At 68.9% G+C, this 15,031-nt stretch carries 20 protein-coding genes; 7 read left to right on the top strand and 13 right to left on the bottom strand.

From position 1 onward, the window contains the following. Positions 1 to 4 precede the first annotated feature (4 nt). Positions 5 to 265 carry a hypothetical protein gene (locus ACIRGA_RS14255; protein ID WP_400940768.1) on the top strand — a complete coding sequence of 87 codons (261 nt, stop codon included), beginning with the start codon at positions 5 to 7 and terminating at the stop codon, positions 263 to 265. Here ACIRGA_RS14255 and ACIRGA_RS14250 read toward each other — a convergent pair. The 4 genes from ACIRGA_RS14250 to ACIRGA_RS14235 all read right to left on the bottom strand — a co-directional run bounded on the left by ACIRGA_RS14250 (position 199) and on the right by ACIRGA_RS14235 (position 4,176). Then, entirely contained in the window at positions 199 to 1,395 is a 1,197-nt protein-coding gene (locus ACIRGA_RS14250) for a glycosyltransferase 87 family protein (protein WP_400940765.1), read from the bottom strand. The two genes, ACIRGA_RS14255 and ACIRGA_RS14250, sit on opposite strands and share 67 nt — an antisense overlap. A gap of 102 nt (positions 1,396 to 1,497) precedes the next feature. Then, a complete protein-coding gene (locus ACIRGA_RS14245; protein ID WP_400940763.1) occupies positions 1,498 to 2,160 on the bottom strand; it encodes a response regulator in 663 nt (220 codons plus the stop codon). Further along, positions 2,157 to 3,398 carry a histidine kinase gene (locus ACIRGA_RS14240; RefSeq protein WP_400940760.1) on the bottom strand — a complete coding sequence of 414 codons (1,242 nt, stop codon included), beginning with the start codon at positions 3,396 to 3,398 and terminating at the stop codon, positions 2,157 to 2,159. The genes ACIRGA_RS14245 and ACIRGA_RS14240 overlap by 4 nt, the downstream gene beginning before the upstream one ends. A 52-nt stretch (positions 3,399 to 3,450) precedes the next feature. Further along, complete coding sequence (locus ACIRGA_RS14235) at positions 3,451 to 4,176, bottom strand: TetR family transcriptional regulator (protein WP_400940757.1); 726 nt, start codon at positions 4,174 to 4,176, stop codon at positions 3,451 to 3,453. 88 nt (positions 4,177 to 4,264) lie between these two features. Between ACIRGA_RS14235 and ACIRGA_RS14230 the strand changes: the two genes are divergently transcribed. Continuing rightward, positions 4,265 to 4,720 (top strand): glycogen operon protein GlgX, encoded by a 456-nt coding sequence (locus ACIRGA_RS14230; RefSeq protein WP_400940754.1) that lies wholly within the window; start codon positions 4,265 to 4,267, stop codon positions 4,718 to 4,720. A gap of 10 nt (positions 4,721 to 4,730) precedes the next feature. On the opposite strand, the gene ACIRGA_RS14225 is transcribed toward ACIRGA_RS14230, so the two are convergent. From ACIRGA_RS14225 to ACIRGA_RS14210, 4 genes are all read right to left on the bottom strand, one after another. Beyond that, positions 4,731 to 5,453, bottom strand: a complete 723-nt coding sequence (locus ACIRGA_RS14225) for a VanZ family protein (RefSeq protein ID WP_400940751.1) — start codon at positions 5,451 to 5,453, stop codon at positions 4,731 to 4,733. Positions 5,454 to 5,577: 124 nt separating this feature from the next. Then, on the bottom strand, positions 5,578 to 6,183 hold the full coding sequence (locus ACIRGA_RS14220; RefSeq protein ID WP_400940749.1) for a TetR/AcrR family transcriptional regulator: 606 nt from the start codon (positions 6,181 to 6,183) through the stop codon (positions 5,578 to 5,580). A gap of 28 nt (positions 6,184 to 6,211) precedes the next feature. After that, a complete protein-coding gene (locus tag ACIRGA_RS14215) occupies positions 6,212 to 7,255 on the bottom strand; it encodes a hypothetical protein (RefSeq protein WP_400940747.1) in 1,044 nt (347 codons plus the stop codon). Further along, complete coding sequence (locus ACIRGA_RS14210) at positions 7,252 to 8,730, bottom strand: FAD-dependent oxidoreductase (protein ID WP_400940745.1); 1,479 nt, start codon at positions 8,728 to 8,730, stop codon at positions 7,252 to 7,254. The genes ACIRGA_RS14215 and ACIRGA_RS14210 overlap by 4 nt, the downstream gene beginning before the upstream one ends. Positions 8,731 to 8,850: 120 nt before the next feature. Between ACIRGA_RS14210 and ACIRGA_RS14205 the strand changes: the two genes are divergently transcribed. Further along, positions 8,851 to 9,609 carry an SGNH/GDSL hydrolase family protein gene (locus tag ACIRGA_RS14205; protein WP_400940743.1) on the top strand — a complete coding sequence of 253 codons (759 nt, stop codon included), beginning with the start codon at positions 8,851 to 8,853 and terminating at the stop codon, positions 9,607 to 9,609. Here the strand turns inward: ACIRGA_RS14205 and ACIRGA_RS14200 are convergent. Genes ACIRGA_RS14200 through ACIRGA_RS14185 form a run of 4 tightly spaced genes read right to left on the bottom strand, consistent with a single transcriptional unit; the run spans position 9,600 to position 11,228 of the window. After that, positions 9,600 to 10,172 (bottom strand): TetR/AcrR family transcriptional regulator, encoded by a 573-nt coding sequence (locus tag ACIRGA_RS14200; RefSeq protein WP_395878783.1) that lies wholly within the window; start codon positions 10,170 to 10,172, stop codon positions 9,600 to 9,602. The two genes, ACIRGA_RS14205 and ACIRGA_RS14200, sit on opposite strands and share 10 nt — an antisense overlap. Before the next feature lie 50 nt (positions 10,173 to 10,222). Next, entirely contained in the window at positions 10,223 to 10,660 is a 438-nt protein-coding gene (locus ACIRGA_RS14195; protein WP_400941084.1) for an SRPBCC domain-containing protein, read from the bottom strand. Next, positions 10,657 to 10,974, bottom strand: a complete 318-nt coding sequence (locus ACIRGA_RS14190; RefSeq protein WP_400940739.1) for a metalloregulator ArsR/SmtB family transcription factor — start codon at positions 10,972 to 10,974, stop codon at positions 10,657 to 10,659. Before ACIRGA_RS14190 ends, ACIRGA_RS14195 begins: the two co-directional genes overlap by 4 nt. After that, positions 10,974 to 11,228, bottom strand: a complete 255-nt coding sequence (locus tag ACIRGA_RS14185) for a VOC family protein (protein ID WP_400940736.1) — start codon at positions 11,226 to 11,228, stop codon at positions 10,974 to 10,976. The genes ACIRGA_RS14190 and ACIRGA_RS14185 overlap by 1 nt, the downstream gene beginning before the upstream one ends. Before the next feature lie 63 nt (positions 11,229 to 11,291). Here ACIRGA_RS14185 and ACIRGA_RS14180 point away from each other — a divergent pair, with 63 nt between their 5' ends. The 4 genes from ACIRGA_RS14180 (at position 11,292) to ACIRGA_RS14165 (ending at position 14,266) form a co-directional block, all read left to right on the top strand. Then, entirely contained in the window at positions 11,292 to 11,786 is a 495-nt protein-coding gene (locus ACIRGA_RS14180; RefSeq protein WP_400940733.1) for a hypothetical protein, read from the top strand. Between the two features lie 97 nt (positions 11,787 to 11,883). Next, entirely contained in the window at positions 11,884 to 12,468 is a 585-nt protein-coding gene (locus ACIRGA_RS14175) for an NADPH-dependent FMN reductase (RefSeq protein WP_400940731.1), read from the top strand. Continuing rightward, on the top strand, positions 12,465 to 13,913 hold the full coding sequence (locus tag ACIRGA_RS14170; RefSeq protein WP_400940728.1) for a DHA2 family efflux MFS transporter permease subunit: 1,449 nt from the start codon (positions 12,465 to 12,467) through the stop codon (positions 13,911 to 13,913). Before ACIRGA_RS14175 ends, ACIRGA_RS14170 begins: the two co-directional genes overlap by 4 nt. Beyond that, positions 13,910 to 14,266 carry a MerR family transcriptional regulator gene (locus ACIRGA_RS14165; RefSeq protein WP_400940725.1) on the top strand — a complete coding sequence of 119 codons (357 nt, stop codon included), beginning with the start codon at positions 13,910 to 13,912 and terminating at the stop codon, positions 14,264 to 14,266. Before ACIRGA_RS14170 ends, ACIRGA_RS14165 begins: the two co-directional genes overlap by 4 nt. Here the strand turns inward: ACIRGA_RS14165 and ACIRGA_RS14160 are convergent. Then, the gene (locus ACIRGA_RS14160) at positions 14,253 to 14,738 is read right to left on the bottom strand and encodes a pyridoxamine 5'-phosphate oxidase family protein (RefSeq protein WP_400940723.1); all 486 of its coding nucleotides are present in this window, start codon (positions 14,736 to 14,738) and stop codon (positions 14,253 to 14,255) included. The genes ACIRGA_RS14165 and ACIRGA_RS14160 overlap by 14 nt on opposite strands. Between the last annotated feature and the right edge of the window lie 293 nt (positions 14,739 to 15,031).

The raw sequence follows: 15,031 nt of genomic DNA, 5'->3' as shown, positions 1-15,031 counted from the left end.
CGCCGTGTACCGGATTCTGCTGGCCGCGACCCGTGTCTGCCTGTTCGCGTTCCTCGTCGGCGGCTTCGTGGTCGTCGCCGGGCAAGCGCTCGGCATCGTCGCCGGTTCCGGGCCGATCGTGACGCTGTTCGGCACCGATGTCGCCGACCACGTCTGTGTCGTCGCTGGGATCGCGGGCATCCTCGCGTTTCTTTTGCTCTACACGAAGGAGGCCGGGAGAACGCGCCTGACGTCGAGGAATGACGTACGTCGCCCCGACGTATAGAGCGTTATACGTCGGGGTAGGCGGGTGAGTCCCGCGACGAGGAGGGCGATCAGGTAGCCGTTGCCGATCAAGGCCTCCGCGAGGTTCCAGTCGCGCTCCGCTCCCCCGCCGCCCGGGACGACGGCGACCGTCCACCCGGTGAACAGGACGGCGATCACCAGCGCCAGCACGCGGCGTCCCCCGGCCGCCAGGCAGCCGATCGCGGGCACCACCCACACCCAGTGGTGGGTCCACGAGATCGGGCTGATCAGCAGGGAGCATCCTGCCGTGACCAGCAGTGCGGCTCGGTCGTCACCCGCTCGGTCGAGCCGCCGCACAAGCCATATCGACAACGCCGCGAACGCCGCACCGAAGCCCACGATCACCACGGTGGTCGTCCGTCCTTCCGGGACGGTCCGCGCGACGAATCCCTGCCACGACTGGTTTCCCACCCAGCCCTTCATCTCGGCGAAATGGTCGTTGAAGATCGCCGAGGTCCAGAAGCGAACGGAGTCGACCGGCAGGACGGCCGTCGCGAACGCCGTCGCGCCGAGAAAGGCCGCGAGCGCGCGTGCCGCGTCGGCGGTACGCCGCACCACCAGGAGATGGACGATGAAGATCAGCGGGATCAGTTTGACGGCCGCGACGATCCCGATCGTGATCCCGCGCCAGCGCGACTCACGCAGGAGGACCATGTCCGTCACCACGGCGGCCATCAGGACGAGGTTGACCTGGCCGAGGCCGACGGTCTGCCACACCGGCTGGAGCGCGAACGCGCCGAGCAGCAGAAGCGGCAGGTGAGCCCGATCGGCGAACGGCCGGAGCGCGAAATAGAGCGACGGCGCGGACGCCAGCGCGAGCAGACCCCAGCACAGCTGGGTGGGCAGCGCGGTCAGCGAGGTGAAGAGCAGCGCGGCGAACGGCGGATAGGTGAACGGGAGCTCCGGTGCCCATTCGGGGAGCGCCCGCAGTGGTGAGTAGAGACTTTCCCCTTCCACCACGGCGAATCCACCCGCGCGATAGACCGCCGAATCGACGCCGAGCGGCAGCTCCCGCATCCACCGGACGAGCGCCACCAAGGCGAAGACGGTCATCGCTCCGCCGACGACCATCAGTGCCGGGTCGACGCGCCGCCCTCGTGACCGATCCATGAGGAAACGATCTCCGGAATCCCGCCGGGAGACATCGCCCTGGGGAACCGTCTTGGCGCCGCTACCCCGGTACCGGGTTTCGCGCGTTCCCCTACCCCGGTATCAGGGCGTGGTTCCCGGCACGACGAGCCCCGCCTCGTACGCGACCATGACCGCTTGGGCGCGATCCCGCACACCGAGTTTGGCGAAAACCCTGCTGACATGGGATTTCGCCGTCTGTTCCGCGATCACCAGCGCTTCGGCGATCTCGGCGTTGGAGAGACCTCGGGCGACCAGCCGGAGCACTTCCGTCTCACGTGCGGTCAGCTCGGCCACAAGGTCACGCCCCGAGTGCGCCGGGGCGTGGGTGCGGGTGAACTCACCGATCAATCGCCTGGTGATCGTCGGCGCGAACAACGCGTTGCCCGCGGACACCACCCTGACCGCGGTGACGAGGTCGTCCAGCGGGGAGTCCTTCAGCAGGAAGCCGCTGGCGCCCGCCCGCAGCCCGCCGAACACGTATTCGTCGATGTCGAAGGTGGTGAGGATCAGCACGCGGACCTCTTGCCGCCCCGCCACGATCCGCCGGGTCGCCTCGATGCCGTCGAGTTCGGGCATCCGCACGTCCATCAGCACGACGTCCGGCGCGAGGTCGGCGCACAGTGCGACGGCGGCGGTCCCGTCCACGGCCTCCCCCACCACCCGCATGTCGGGCTGCGCGTCGAGCACCGCGCGGAAACTCTGCCTGACCATGGTCTGATCGTCGGCGATGACCACCGAGATCACGGTTGCGGATACCCCTCACGATCGAGCGGAACGGTCAGCACGACAAGGAAACCGCCGTCCGGCCGCTCCCCTGCCTCAAGATCGGCCGCGAGCATAGCCGCCCGCTCCCGCATCCCCACCAGACCGTGTCCGCCGCCGGTCCGTTCCGTCCTTTTCGGACCGTCGCCGGGTCCGTTCTCGATGAGCAGCCGGACGGAACCAGGCCCGGCCGCGAGTTCGACGGAGATCGACGTCCCGGGAGCGTGCTGGATCGCGTTGCTGAGTGCTTCCTGCACGATCCGGAACACCGACAACGCGACCCCGACCGGGACGGCGTCGAGGTCTCCCCGCAGGTTGAGTTCACACGCGGTGCCGGCGGCCCTCACCCCTTCCACGAGCTCGACCACCTTGCCCAGCCCCGGCTGCGGCGAAGTCGGCAGGGCGTGATCCTCGGACCGAAGCACGCCGAGCAGCCGGCGCAGCTCGGTCAGCCCCTCGCGAGCGGTTCCGGCGAGGTCGGCGAACTCCCGCCAGATCTCGGCTTCACGGTCGGCCTTGGCCGGATCGGCGAACCGGAACCGTGCCGAGTCCGCGCGCACCGCGAGCACCGACATATGGTGCGCGACCACGTCGTGCAGTTCCCGCGCGATGCCCGCACGTTCTTCCAGCAGGGCCGCGCGGGTCTCCTCGGCGAGCCTGCGTTCCTGTTGTGCCGCCCGTTCTTCTTCGGCGAGCCTGCGCTGCCGGACCGTGTTGCCGAGGAAGAACGCGATCCCGCCCAGCAGCACGAGCAGCGCCGCGTCACGCCAATCACCCAGGAAGGGCGTGGCGGCACCGAACGAGATCAGCCCCGCCCAGGTCAGTTCCGCCTGATCGTTGCTCTCCCCCACCAGGTAGAAGACGAGCGCCGCCGTGAGCGCGAGGCCCGGTGCCCACGGCCAGCCCCAGGAGGCGGCGATCCCTGGCAAGGTCAGCGGGGTGCTCACGACGCCGACGATCAGCGCGCGCCAGCCCCATAGCGGCGAACGCACCGCGATCAGGCAGGGCAGCACGGTGACGAGCACGTTGAACGTCTTCGCGGGCGGCGAGACCGAGACGGTCGAGAACGTGACGAAGCCCGCCCAGAGTCCGCATCCGACGATCGCCAGCGCGCGCAGCCAGCGCAACCCCGCCGAGCGTTTCGGCGGGGCGTCGGTTCCGGCGAATGCCGTGTAGCGCAGGGCATTCCACCACGCCCGCAGGCGCTGTCGGGTGACCATCAGGCGTCACCCTACCTTCGGATCGACTCATGGCACTGAGTGCCAGAACAGGCTACGGCTCGTTCAAGGCGGCGTTGACCTTGGCGATGACGTCGTGCAGCGGCGTCGCCGTCGTCATCACCGCCACCACCGTCGTTTCGGCAGCGGTGTCCCGCACCCTGAACGCATCGATCACCAGCGCGAAGGCCTCCGCCGCACTGGCGGCGATGTCGTCCTGCCCGCCACTGCGCAGCCAGCGCCGCAGCACATGGTTGTTGGCGGCCGCGATCGCCGCGGCCGCCACCGCCGCCCGCAGGCTCGCCGTCTCGTCGCCCTGCTCCGTGAAGCGCGCCCGCAGGTAGCGCGCGAGCACACGCTGATAGCGGTCGACGGTCGCGACTTCCTTGTCCCGCAGGGAAGGCACCGTTCGCGTCAGGGTGAACCGCTTGAGCGAAACGTCGAGTTCCGCGGCATAGGAGTCGAGGACCAGCCCGACGGCGGAACAAGCCACCTCCACCGGGTCGCGATCCGGGTCCGCGGCGGCGAACGTCTCCTCCATCTCGGCCACGATCTCGTCGTGGTTGGCGAAGAGCACGTCGTCCTTGGCGTCGAAGTACCGGAAGAACGTCCGGCGGCCCACCCCCGCGGCGGCCGCGATCTCGTCCACCGTGGTGGCCTCGTACCCCTTGGCCACGAACAGGTCCACGGCCGCCGCCGCGAGCGCTCGACGCAGCCGGCGCCTGCCCGCGGGAGTGGCGCCGGCTCGGGTCACCGGCGCCCGGCGCGGCGAATCGGTCATAGCGGGACGGTAGCAGCCACTTGCTAGTGGCACTGAGTGCCGTTAGGCTGTGCGGAGTCCCCCACCCTCCGCTCGGAAGGCGCCGACGATGTCGCTGGACCACCAAGTGCTTCCGGTCGAGTCACGCTCGATCCGCCCCCGTGGTGACGCCTTCTACGGCCGTCTCTTCGGCTGGTCGCTGAAATGGCGGGGACCGCAGCCGTTCCTGGTGCTGGAAGGCGGGATCTGCGCGGTGACCCTGCCCAAGATCAACGGCGCCCAGATCCTCACCCGGCTCGCCGACACCGGCTGCGGAGGTCCCGCCATGGCGGTGCTGACCCAGCAGGGCCCGCGCGTGGCCATCCTCGCGGAGACCGACGGCCTGATTCCCCCTCGGATCTCCCTGCCGCAGCACGTCGAAGTGCTCGCCTGGGGCTCATTGCTCCCCTTGCCCGCCGACTCCGGACGCGCCGAAGCCCATGCGGAATGGCTTTCCGCGCCGGATCCCCGGCAGCGGTGGCTTCCCAGCCTGGACGCCGTCCTCGCCGCCGTCCGGCCGAGGTAGCGCTCGCGGTTCACGCCGCCACCGACGCCCGCGCGGAAACGAGGAGGGCTCCACCGTCCGATTCGGACAGTGTGATCTCCAGGGTCGCGCCTTCGGCCAGCGGCGGCAGGTCGCTCAAGGTCACACAGCCGATCAGCCGTTGCCCGCGGCGCGCGTTCACCACACCGGAACGCCGAACCTCGATCCCCGATCGGTGCCACACGCGAACACTGCCCGCCGCCCGGCCACGCCACCGGCTTGCGCACCAGGCCGCGAGCGCGGCTCCCGCCGTGTTGCACAGGACGTCGTCCACTGAACCCACGCGTCCGGCGTCCTGCCAGACCTGAAGACATTCGATCGACACGGACACCAGGAACGCCGACAGGACGACCCGTGACACGGGCTTCGCCCAGCCGAAGCGCATCGGCGCCAGGATCGCGAGCGGCGTCAGCAGGAAGACGTTGCCCGCCAACTGGAACACGGCGAGTTCGGGACGATCGCTGAAGACGGGCAGGACATCGGCCAGCAGGTGAAGACTCACCGACGAACCGCGTGCCGCCGTCGGCGCCGGTACGAAAACGACCAGAAGTACGGCGAAAAGCGCTGCCAGCAAAGCGAAATCCAGGGCGACCGCGAAAGGACCGCGCCGTTTTCCACCGAGGCGCGCGACGAATTCGGCGACGACCGCACCGGCCGCGGCGACGAGCAGCGACCACGGTGCGGCGTCGAAGAATGCCTGCCACCACCAGCCCATGCACTCCCCTTTCGCCGATGATCGTCTTCGGCGAGGGTGGCAGCATCGTGAAGGCCAGACAAGAAGCCCGGCTATTGTCGGTGAATTACTACCATCCGCGTTGATACTTCACGGACTTCGATTGTCACGGCCGTGCGGTCAGCGCCGGGCCGACCCAGCGGCGGACCAAGGACCGCAATCGCTCGTCGGTGTGAGCCGGCGTCGAGGGGTACTGCAGGAACGACAGGAACAGCCGCATCAGCATTTCGGCGAGCCCCTCGAAGTCCTCGTCGGTCGTGACGCCCACCGCCGCCCAGTCGACCGGCACGTTCCGGAGGATCCGCGCGCCGAGCGCGAACGACTGCGACGAAGTGACCGCGACGGTGAAGACGTCGGCCTCGCCCGCTTTCAAGAGCAGTCCCAGGTAGGGCTCGTCGGGGACGGCCCGGACCCCGAACACCACCGATTCCACGGCGACTTCGGCGGGGTCGGCGAAGGTGGCCAGATGCCGTTCCATCCGCCCGGCGAACTCCTCGACCCGGTCCAGCGCGACCGCGCTGAGGATGTCCGCGAGGCTCGGGAAGTAGCGATAGACGGTCTGCCGGGTCACGCCCGCTTCCGCGGCGACGTCCGAGAGGCTCGTCTTGGCGAGGCCGACCCGGTCGATGCACGCCGTCGCCGCCTCGACGATCCGGCGACGCGCCTCGCGCTCGGTTCCGGGCGGGTTGCCCCGCCATCCGTGGTGCCCCATACGCCTCATCTTCCCCGAACGGAGAATCTCAGACGGTGGCAGGTGCCGCACGGCGCACCTGGTACAGCGCGGTCAGCATCAGCCCGGCGGCCACGAAGCAGGCCAGTACGTAGAGGCCGCTCCCCGCCGAGACGCCGTTTTCGATGACGGCGCTCACCCAGAACACGGCCATCCCGCCCAGGTAGACAGCGGGATAGAACCGGGCGAAGGGCGGCAAAGTCTCTTCGGAACGTCCGTGCCGGATGAAGATCCAGCTGCCCGCCAGCCACAGCAGGGCCAGCTCGACGCCGAGAACCCAGGCCTGCGCGGTCACGTTCCCGCTGAAGACGCTCGACGGGAGCCCGGCGATCGCCATGCTCGGCGGGGTGAGGACACCGGCCACCACGATCCGTGCCACCAACGACCACCCTCGCCGCGCTCCACCCGCCAACCGCACGACCAGATAGGTCATGGCGCCCATCGAAACGGACGCGAAGAGCAGCATGCTGGTCATGGGCACCGAATCGAACGCCGGGTGATTCACGATCCGGTTGTTCCCGTTCCACGCCCACCAGGTCGACCGCGGGCCGAGATGATCGAAGACCTCGTAGAAGACCTGACAGGCGAAGGCGACGGCCACCGACCCGATCAGCGCGCCACGGGCACGGAAGATCCCGAGCGAGCGGACGAGTTCGTAGGCGAGCTGGCTGATCATCGGGTAGAACGCCACGATGTAGAGCGGCAGCCGATCCCACATGAACTGCACGGTGAACCGGTTGTGGGCGAAGATGAAACCGTACTGGCGCTCGAGGCCGAACCACTCCGGGAAGTACAGCGGCGGTTCGATGACGAAGAGATAGACCAGCGAAGCGCACCACAGCGCCAGATTTGTCGAGTCACCCTGGCGATACCGTCGGACGGCGTGCACCAGCGCGAACACGGCTCCGCCGAGGACGAGCAGTTCCAGCAGCGGCATCGTCCAGTGAGCCGCCGCCCACGGCGGGCGGATCGAGAGCCACGGGGACACGTCATGGCAGTCGAAGCCGAGCCCGCGAGTGACGGCTTCCGCGTCCGGCCCGCACACCGCGCTCATCGGGAGACCGCCGCTTCGGCGGCGCCGCCCTTCGGCGAGTAGTCGGTGACCGGCGGTTCGGCACGAGCGTCGAAGTCGAACGGGATCCGGTGCCGTCCCAGCGCGGCCCGGATCCGGTAGCGCAGGAGCCCCGCGATCACCCGCGGGTTCGTCATCATGTCGCGCAGTGACTCGTCGAGGTTGAACACCTTCGCGAAGTGCTCGTCGACGACGTCGTCTTCGCGGGCGGCACCGACGATGAGCCTGAACGCCGGGCCGGACACGGCCTCGAGCAGCCGTCGCTTCCACTCAGGCGCCTTTTCGGTGCCCACCGCGCAGGCGTAACCCTGATCCCTCGCCATCGCCAGGCTCCACGGCACGTTGAGCAGCTTTCGTTGTGCCGCGAGGAATCGTGCGGCGAACTCCGGGTCGAGACGCTCGGTGCGAGAGAGCTGCTCGCGCAGCAACAATGCCGAACCCGCGGCGGAACTGATGCCCTGCGCGTAAAACGGGTTGAACGCGCAGATCGAGTCGCCGACGAACGCCAAGCGCTCCGGCGGGGTGCGGAGCCGGTCGTAGCGGCGCCATTTGTTGCCGGTCGAGCGGGTCAGATGTACCTCGGAGGTCGGGGTCGACCGGTCCATCGCGGCCGCGAACAGCGGCGCCCGCACCCGGCGGGCCGACTCGACGAACGCCGCGGTGGTACGCGGCATCTCGAGGCCCCACGAGCCCATGCACGCGATGACCCGGTTGTCCTCGATCGGGAAGAAGTTGACCAGGAACTCGTGCTCGTCCGGATGCGCGCCCTTGTCGGGCGTCGGCATGATCACCAGATGCCGCCACCACCAGGACGGGGGCCGTTCCTCGGCTGACGGCAGCTCGTACCAACGCGAGGTGTAGGTGACTTTGGCGTCGAGGGTCCGCACTTCCGGCTCGGGCCAGCCCGCCGCCACCAGCCAAGCGCTGACAGAGGAACCGCGGCCCATCGCGTCCACCACGAAATCGGCGTCGAGGTGTTCGTCGCCGTCCTGGGTGGGGAAGCCGACGCCCGTGACGGCCCCATCCCGCGTCGTCAGCCCGCTGACCGCGACGCCCTCGCGGATCACGACGTTCGGCAGACCTCGGACCTTGTCGCGCAACACGCGTTCGATGAGGATCCGCGAGCCGTAGATCATCGTCATCGCGCTGCGTTTCCGCGCCGACCAGCCCTTTCCGTCGAGATACGCGGCGTCCATGGACGGCATCAGATGCAGTCCGCCGGCGGCGATGAGGTCGTCCTCGAAGCCGGGGAACAGCGCGCCGATCGCGCGGCGGCCCGAGTTCAGCAGGAAATGCGGATGCTTGCTCTGCGGGACCCCGCGCCGATGTTCGGCCTCGGACGGCAGCTCGTCGCGTTCGAGTACCAGTACTTCGTCGAAATACGGGGCGAGCGCTCCCGCGGTGCAGAGGCCGGCGGCGCTGCCACCGAGGACGACGGCGGTCTTGCCGAGTCGCATGCGGACCAACTCCCAGCGTCATTCATACAGATTGACATTGGCTGTATGAATGTATGAACGGCGTCGAAGACTGTCAAGGGTTGGTCCGGCTACTCACGATCGCTTCAGTAACATCCAGGTATGAACAAGCGCTTAGTCACACTTGGTGACTCCTTCACCGAGGGTGTCGGCGACGAGGACCCGTCGTCCCCCAACGGCGTCCGCGGCTGGGCAGACCGTGTCGCGGGCGCGCTCGCGGCCAACCACCAGGACTTCCGCTACGCCAACCTCGCGATTCGCGGCAAGCTCCTCGGGCAGGTCCTGACGGAACAGCTCGACCCGGCGCTCGCGCTGAACCCGGATCTCGTGACGCTCTACGCCGGCGGCAACGACCTGATGCGGCCGAAGGTCGACATCGACGCCCTGGTCGAGGATTACGACGTCGCGGTCGGCAAGGTGGTCGCCGCCGGGGCGCGGGTCATCCTGTTCACCGGTGTCGACGGGGTCGAAGACGCGTTGTTCCGCACGATCCGGGGCCGCGTCGCGATCTACAACGAGCACGTCCGCGGTATCGCCGCGCGCCATGGGGCACTGCTGGTGGACATGTGGGCGATGCGCCAGTTGCGGGACCGGCGTCTGTGGGCTCCGGACCGCCTGCATCTGAACTCGTTGGGGCACAACGAGATCGCCATCGCCGTCCTCGACGCGCTCGGCGAGCCGCACCGGCTGACGCCCGCCGCTCTCGGGCCGCGGCCGTCGCTGAGCCCGCGGGCGCGGCGAACCGAGAATCTCCAGTGGGGCAAGGAACACGCTGTCCCGTGGATCAAACGCAGGTTGCGTGGCGAGTCGTCGGGCGACGCGCTCAAGCCGAAGCGGCCGACGATGGACCCCTACACCTGACGCGGCCGCAGCCCGTCGAAGAGGATGCAGATCGTCCGGGCCCGGAACTCGGGCCCGGCATGCTCCGCCGCCTTCGCGGTTCCGATGATCACCGCGATCAGCTCGTCGACGCCGAGGTCCTTGCGGACGTCGCCCGTGTCCTGTGCCCGGCGGAGCAGCACGCCGAGCGCGTCCTTCAGCCGGACGCCGATGACCGATCCGGCTGACGGCACGCTGACGCCGGCCGCCGACAGGGCTTCGAAGTAGGCGTTCTTGGCGCCGGACATCTCGATCCAGCCGGTCAGGAAGCCGAAGAACGCGGCGCCCGGATCGGGTGAGTCGGCGGCCACCGTGGCCTCCGCTTCGTCGACGAAGCGGTGGAGGCGAGCGAAGAGCACCGCTTCCAGCAGCGCTTCTTTCGTCGGAAAGTGCCGGAACACCGTGCCGACGCCGACGCCTGCTTCGCGGGCGACTTCCTCGGTCGGCGCACTGGTGCCTTTGGCCGTGAAGACGCGCTCCGCGGCCTCCAACACCCGTGTGCGGTTACGGCGGGCATCGGCTCGGAGCGGTTTCTCGTCCGTCACAGCGGGGATCCTAGACCCGTTGTCGAGAGCGGATCCGTCGGCTCGCTCGTCTAGCCGGGCATCTCGTCCAATACGCGCGCCAGAGCCTTCGGGACGCCGGTGCGCCAGCCACCGCCCATGATCCGGCGCGACATCCGCTGGAACTCGTCGTCGGGATCGAAGCCCTCGTGGCTGAGGAACAGCCTGGTCCCCCGGCCTTCCGGCACGAGCCGCCAGGTGACCGTCCACTCTGGACCCCAGCTGATGCTCAGCAACCGTTCCGGCTCCACGGCCAGCACCTCGCAGGCGACCGGGCCGCCTTCGAACCCGGCGGCCGGCACGGGGTCCGCGATCAGTTCGAACCGGTGTCCCACAACGGGTTTGATGTCGTTCGGCATCCGGAGCCAGCGTTCCAGCAGCCGCGGTTCGGTCAGCGCGCGCCACACCTTGCGCGGCGGATGCGCCAGGAACTGGTCGACATGAACGGCCGTCGGGTCCTCGTCGTTCAGAACTCCTCCTCGTCCAGCAGGTCGCGCAGGTTGCCGAGCTTGTCCCGCCAGTAGCGCTCGTAGGGCGAAAGCCAGTCGGAGACCTCTTGCAGCGGAGCGGCTTCGAGAGAGTAGACGCGGTTGCGGCCCTTCCGCTCTTCCCTGACCAGCCCGGCCTCCCGCAGCACCCGAAGGTGTTCGGACAGGCTGGGCCGCCGCATGTCGAAACGTTCGGCGATCTCCCCCGCCGCCCGCGGGCCGTCGAGGAGGATGCCCAGGACTTCACGGCGGGCCGGGTTCGCGAGCGCGGCGAAGACGTCGTCGTTGACCGGCACTAGCGCGGCCAGTTCCCGTAGCCCGAAGCTTCGAGCAGCCCCATCGCGTTGCCGTCGGGATCCTTCAGGGACGTCACCCGACCCCAGGGCATCTCTTCCGCGTCGGGGACCTCGACGCCCTGGGCGCGAAGCTCCGCGATGTCGGCGCTGACGTCGACGAGCAGGTCGAAGCCGAGCTTGCCGAGGTAGAAGTCCCGCGCCTTGGCCAGATCGGAGACCGGCACGGTGAGGAACTGGATGCGGTCGATGTTCATCCCGCGACAATACGTAGGCGATTTCCTACGTGTCAACCGGCGAGGGCGGGGTATGCGTCGGTCATGGCCGACACCTCCCCCGACTCCGCCCTGCTCGGCATCTACCTCAACGATCATCTGGCGGGTGCGACCGCCGGTACCGAACTCGCCAAACGGCTTGCAGCGGCCGAGCGAGGTCGACGCGGAGAAGCGGTGCTGAGCAGGCTCGCCGAAGAGATCGCCGACGACCGCGCCGCCCTGCTGGCGTGCATGACCGCGCTGCGGGTCCCGGTCCGTCATTACAAGACCGCGATGGCTTGGGCCGGCGAGAAAGCGGGCCGGCTCAAGCTGAACGGGCGGCTCGTTTCACGATCACCCTTGAGTTCACTCGAGGAACTCGAACTGATGCGTCTCGGAGTCGAGGGCAAGGCGGCGGGCTGGCGGACCTTGCGGGTGCGCGCCGAGACCGATCCCCGTCTCGACACCGGACGGCTCGACGACCTCATCGATCGGGCACGACGGCAGATCGAGGAACTCGAGGAACTTCGTGTCCGCGCCGCGGCAGAAGCCTTCACCTGAGCGCCCTACAACCTCGACATTGATAGAGGCCCAGGGTTCGTGACCAGCGCCGCAACGGCTTGAGTTCGCCTATGGACGAACTTTTAGCGTCGTCGGCATGAGCACAGAAACCACCACGCAGTCCCCCATCCGCCTCGCCGTGATCATCGGCAGCGTCCGGCACGAACGCTTCGCCGACGCCATCACCGGCTGGCTGCTGGCCGAACTCGCCGCGATCGACGGGCTGGAGGTCGATCCGATCGACCTCGCCGACATCGATCTCCCGCTTCAGGGAACACGGCCCGGCGGCACCGAGACGGTGATCAGCGACAGGCTGCACGCGGCCGACGCCTACCTGGTCGTCACCCCGGAGTACAACCACAGCTTCCCCGCGGCGCTGAAGAACGCGATCGACTGGCACTTCAGCGAATGGGCGTACAAGCCCGTCGCGTTCGTCGGCTACGGCGCGGGATCGGGTGGCATCCGGGCGATCGAGCAACTGCGGCTGATCTTCCCCGAGCTGAGGGCCACCACGATCCGCGACGCGGTTCTGCTGAACGCTCCGTGGACCCGCCTCGGCCCGAACGGCTACGAGGGCACCGAAGGCGAGCGCGGCGCGCTGGTCGCGACGATGACCGAACTGGGCTGGTGGGCCCGCACCCTGCGCGCCGGACGCGTCGCGGTTCAGGCGAGTGCGGCATGAACCGCCTGACCGGACGGGAACTGCGCATCGCCGCGGTGATCGCGCTCGGCGGGCTGATGGCCGTTCTCGACACCACGATCGTCGCCGTCGCGCTACCGCGGTTCATGACCACCTTCTCCGCGTCGCTCACCACGATCCAGTGGATCGCGACCGCCTACGCGCTCGGCATGGTCGCGGCGATGCCGCTGGCGGCGACCTTCGCGCAACGATGGGGAGCGCGCCGGGTGTACCTGGCCGCGCTGCTCGTGTTCGCGGCGGCGTCCGCGGCCGCCGGAGCCGCCGGTGATCTGGGCTGGCTGATCGCCGCGCGGGCGCTGCAAGGCCTCGCCGGCGGTCTCATCAATCCACTGGGGATGACCATCGGTTTCGGCGCGGTGGCCCCGGAACGCCGCAGCCGGATGACCACGATCACCGGCCTTCCGCTGCTGATCGGTCCGATCCTGGGCCCCATGCTCGGCGGACTCCTGCTGGAAAGCCTGTCGTGGCGGGCGTTGTTCTTCATCACCGTTCCGCCCGCCTTGCTCGCCGTCGTGGGCGTGCTGCGCTGGGTGCCCGCCGACACCTCTTCGGCGGAACGCACTCCGATCGATTTCGCCGGTGCCCTGCTGCTGGTCCCCGGTGTGGTCGCGGTGGCGTACGGATTCAGCGAAGAGACGATCGGCCTGGAGATCCGGGCGGCGATCGTCGCCGCCGGACTGGCATTCGTGGCCGTGTTCACGCGCCGATCGTGGCGGCATCACGCGCCGCTGCTGAACGTCCGGCTCCTGCGCGACCGGACCTTCGGGCGCAACGCCGCGGTCCTCGTCCTGTACGCCGGACCGTACTTCGGCTCGATGCTGCTGATGCCGGCCTATGTTCAGGTGATCCGCGGCGACTCGGCCCTGATCAGCGCGGTGATGATGGTGCCGGGCACGATCGGGATGGGCATCAGCATCCAGCTGGCCGCCCGCCTCCTGGAACGCTTCGGGCCGCGGATCGTCGTCGGGACTGGGCTCGGCCTGGCCGTCGTCTCGACCGCTCTGACCGTGCTCGTCCTCGCACCGGACACGCCGTACCCGGTCCTGGCGATTTTGGGAGTACTCCAGGGAGCGGGCACCGGAGCGATCATGATGCCCACCATCGTGAGTGCCGGCCGGAACCTGCGCGGCCCGGACCTGGCGTCCGGTTCCGCGATCCTCCCCTTGGCCAGCACCATCGCGAGCGCGGTCGGTACAGCGGCGGTGAGCGCGGCGTTCACCGGGCTGATCGCGGCCGCCACCGCGGGCCGAGGGCTCGCCGCGTTGAGCGATCCGGCGGCGGGTTCGGCGCTCATCGGGGACGTCGTGGACGCGTATCGTGTGACCCTCGCCGGTGTCCTCGCGGTCATGGTGCTGGCCCTGGTGGTCAGGCTGCGGACCAACCCGGCCCCGACGGCGGAACCCATCACGGTACGGAGCGCAGCATGACGACGGATGCCCGGCTGACCATCAGCGAGGTCGCGAGCAGGGCCGGGGTTTCGGCCAACGCCGTCCGGTACTACGAGCGCTACCGCATCATCTCCGCCGAACGCACCGCGGGCAACGCACGCCGGTTCACGGTCGACGCGATCTGCCGCATCCGGCTCGCGGTCGCCGCCCAGCGCGTCGGGCTCAGCCTCGCCGAAAGCGCGGAGATCCTGGCCGAGATCCCGCGGATGTCCCCCGATCTCGAGCAATGGTCACGCGCCGGGCAACGGCTCGTCGACGCCGGACAGGCGCGGATCGCCGAACTCGCCGCCGTGGTCGACGAGTACCGGACGCTCGATTTCATCCGGAACTGAACGGCCCGTCCGCCGCGTTCGCCCAGCGGAACACCGGGCGGTTCTCCAGACCGGGGTAGGCCACGGCCATACCCCGGTCCGGGGACATCGACCACAACCGCGCGTCCGGCGACGCGGCATGTTCTGCCCAGTCCGGCGACCAGCCGGAGATGTAGCGCTCGTAGATACGACGGATCCGCGGCAGGTCCTTGCCCTCCAGCCTCGCGGGGCCGGTCATCCGCACCTGCCGGACGTCATCGGGCGGATCGAAGGTCGCGACCATGACCGCGACCTCACGATTGTCGCGAGCCGCGGCCAGGAACGGTGACGGCAAGCCGTCCGGCACCGGGGTGTGGAACCACAACCTGCGCTCCTCCGCCACGAACCACATCATCGCCAACGCCGGGTTCCCGCGGCCGGTGGTGGTGGCGACACTGGCGGGCAGGCGCGGCTCGTCGAGGAAATCCCGTACCGCGAGAATCGATCGGTCCATGACTTCACCCTGCACTCTCGACCGCGGTCGAGGTCCAGTTCGGCGCCGGGGAGAGGCCTTCACTGCGCGAGACGCCAGGCCCAGGCAGAGTCGTATAACTGGTGGCCAGCGCCACTTCTGGCGATTCGCGCTTCGAGCGTCCACAAAGGACATTCTTGGGTAACTGAATGTCCTATATGTGCGATTTCGCCTGGGGTCGTGAGTGGCAATGAGGGTTACCGAGGGGTAAGGCAAACGTGGCATGGTCGGTGCGGGTGGGTCGTGAGTGGCGTTTCGGGTTCTAACCCGAAACG

This window comes from Amycolatopsis sp. NPDC102389 (assembly GCF_044765885.1).
Classification (GTDB): Bacteria; Actinomycetota; Actinomycetes; order Mycobacteriales; family Pseudonocardiaceae; genus Amycolatopsis.
The sequence above is the reverse complement of the archived record's forward strand: the minus strand, read 5'-3'. Positions and strand labels throughout refer to the sequence as shown.

Bases quoted from the DNA above. Each gene is read 5' to 3' on its own strand.
- ACIRGA_RS14250 (WP_400940765.1), bottom strand. From the start codon at position 1,395: ATGGATCGGTCACGAGGGCGGCGCGTCGACCCGGCACTGATGGTCGTC.
- ACIRGA_RS14240 (WP_400940760.1), bottom strand. From the start codon at position 3,398: ATGGTCACCCGACAGCGCCTGCGGGCGTGGTGGAATGCCCTGCGCTAC.
- ACIRGA_RS14235 (WP_400940757.1), bottom strand. From the start codon at position 4,176: ATGACCGATTCGCCGCGCCGGGCGCCGGTGACCCGAGCCGGCGCCACT.
- ACIRGA_RS14230 (WP_400940754.1), top strand. From the start codon at position 4,265: ATGTCGCTGGACCACCAAGTGCTTCCGGTCGAGTCACGCTCGATCCGC.
- ACIRGA_RS14225 (WP_400940751.1), bottom strand. From the start codon at position 5,453: ATGGGCTGGTGGTGGCAGGCATTCTTCGACGCCGCACCGTGGTCGCTG.
- ACIRGA_RS14220 (WP_400940749.1), bottom strand. From the start codon at position 6,183: ATGGGGCACCACGGATGGCGGGGCAACCCGCCCGGAACCGAGCGCGAG.
- ACIRGA_RS14215 (WP_400940747.1), bottom strand. From the start codon at position 7,255: ATGAGCGCGGTGTGCGGGCCGGACGCGGAAGCCGTCACTCGCGGGCTC.
- ACIRGA_RS14210 (WP_400940745.1), bottom strand. From the start codon at position 8,730: ATGCGACTCGGCAAGACCGCCGTCGTCCTCGGTGGCAGCGCCGCCGGC.
- ACIRGA_RS14205 (WP_400940743.1), top strand. From the start codon at position 8,851: ATGAACAAGCGCTTAGTCACACTTGGTGACTCCTTCACCGAGGGTGTC.
- ACIRGA_RS14185 (WP_400940736.1), bottom strand. From the start codon at position 11,228: ATGAACATCGACCGCATCCAGTTCCTCACCGTGCCGGTCTCCGATCTG.
- ACIRGA_RS14180 (WP_400940733.1), top strand. From the start codon at position 11,292: ATGGCCGACACCTCCCCCGACTCCGCCCTGCTCGGCATCTACCTCAAC.
- ACIRGA_RS14175 (WP_400940731.1), top strand. From the start codon at position 11,884: ATGAGCACAGAAACCACCACGCAGTCCCCCATCCGCCTCGCCGTGATC.
- ACIRGA_RS14170 (WP_400940728.1), top strand. From the start codon at position 12,465: ATGAACCGCCTGACCGGACGGGAACTGCGCATCGCCGCGGTGATCGCG.
- ACIRGA_RS14165 (WP_400940725.1), top strand. From the start codon at position 13,910: ATGACGACGGATGCCCGGCTGACCATCAGCGAGGTCGCGAGCAGGGCC.
- ACIRGA_RS14160 (WP_400940723.1), bottom strand. From the start codon at position 14,738: ATGGACCGATCGATTCTCGCGGTACGGGATTTCCTCGACGAGCCGCGC.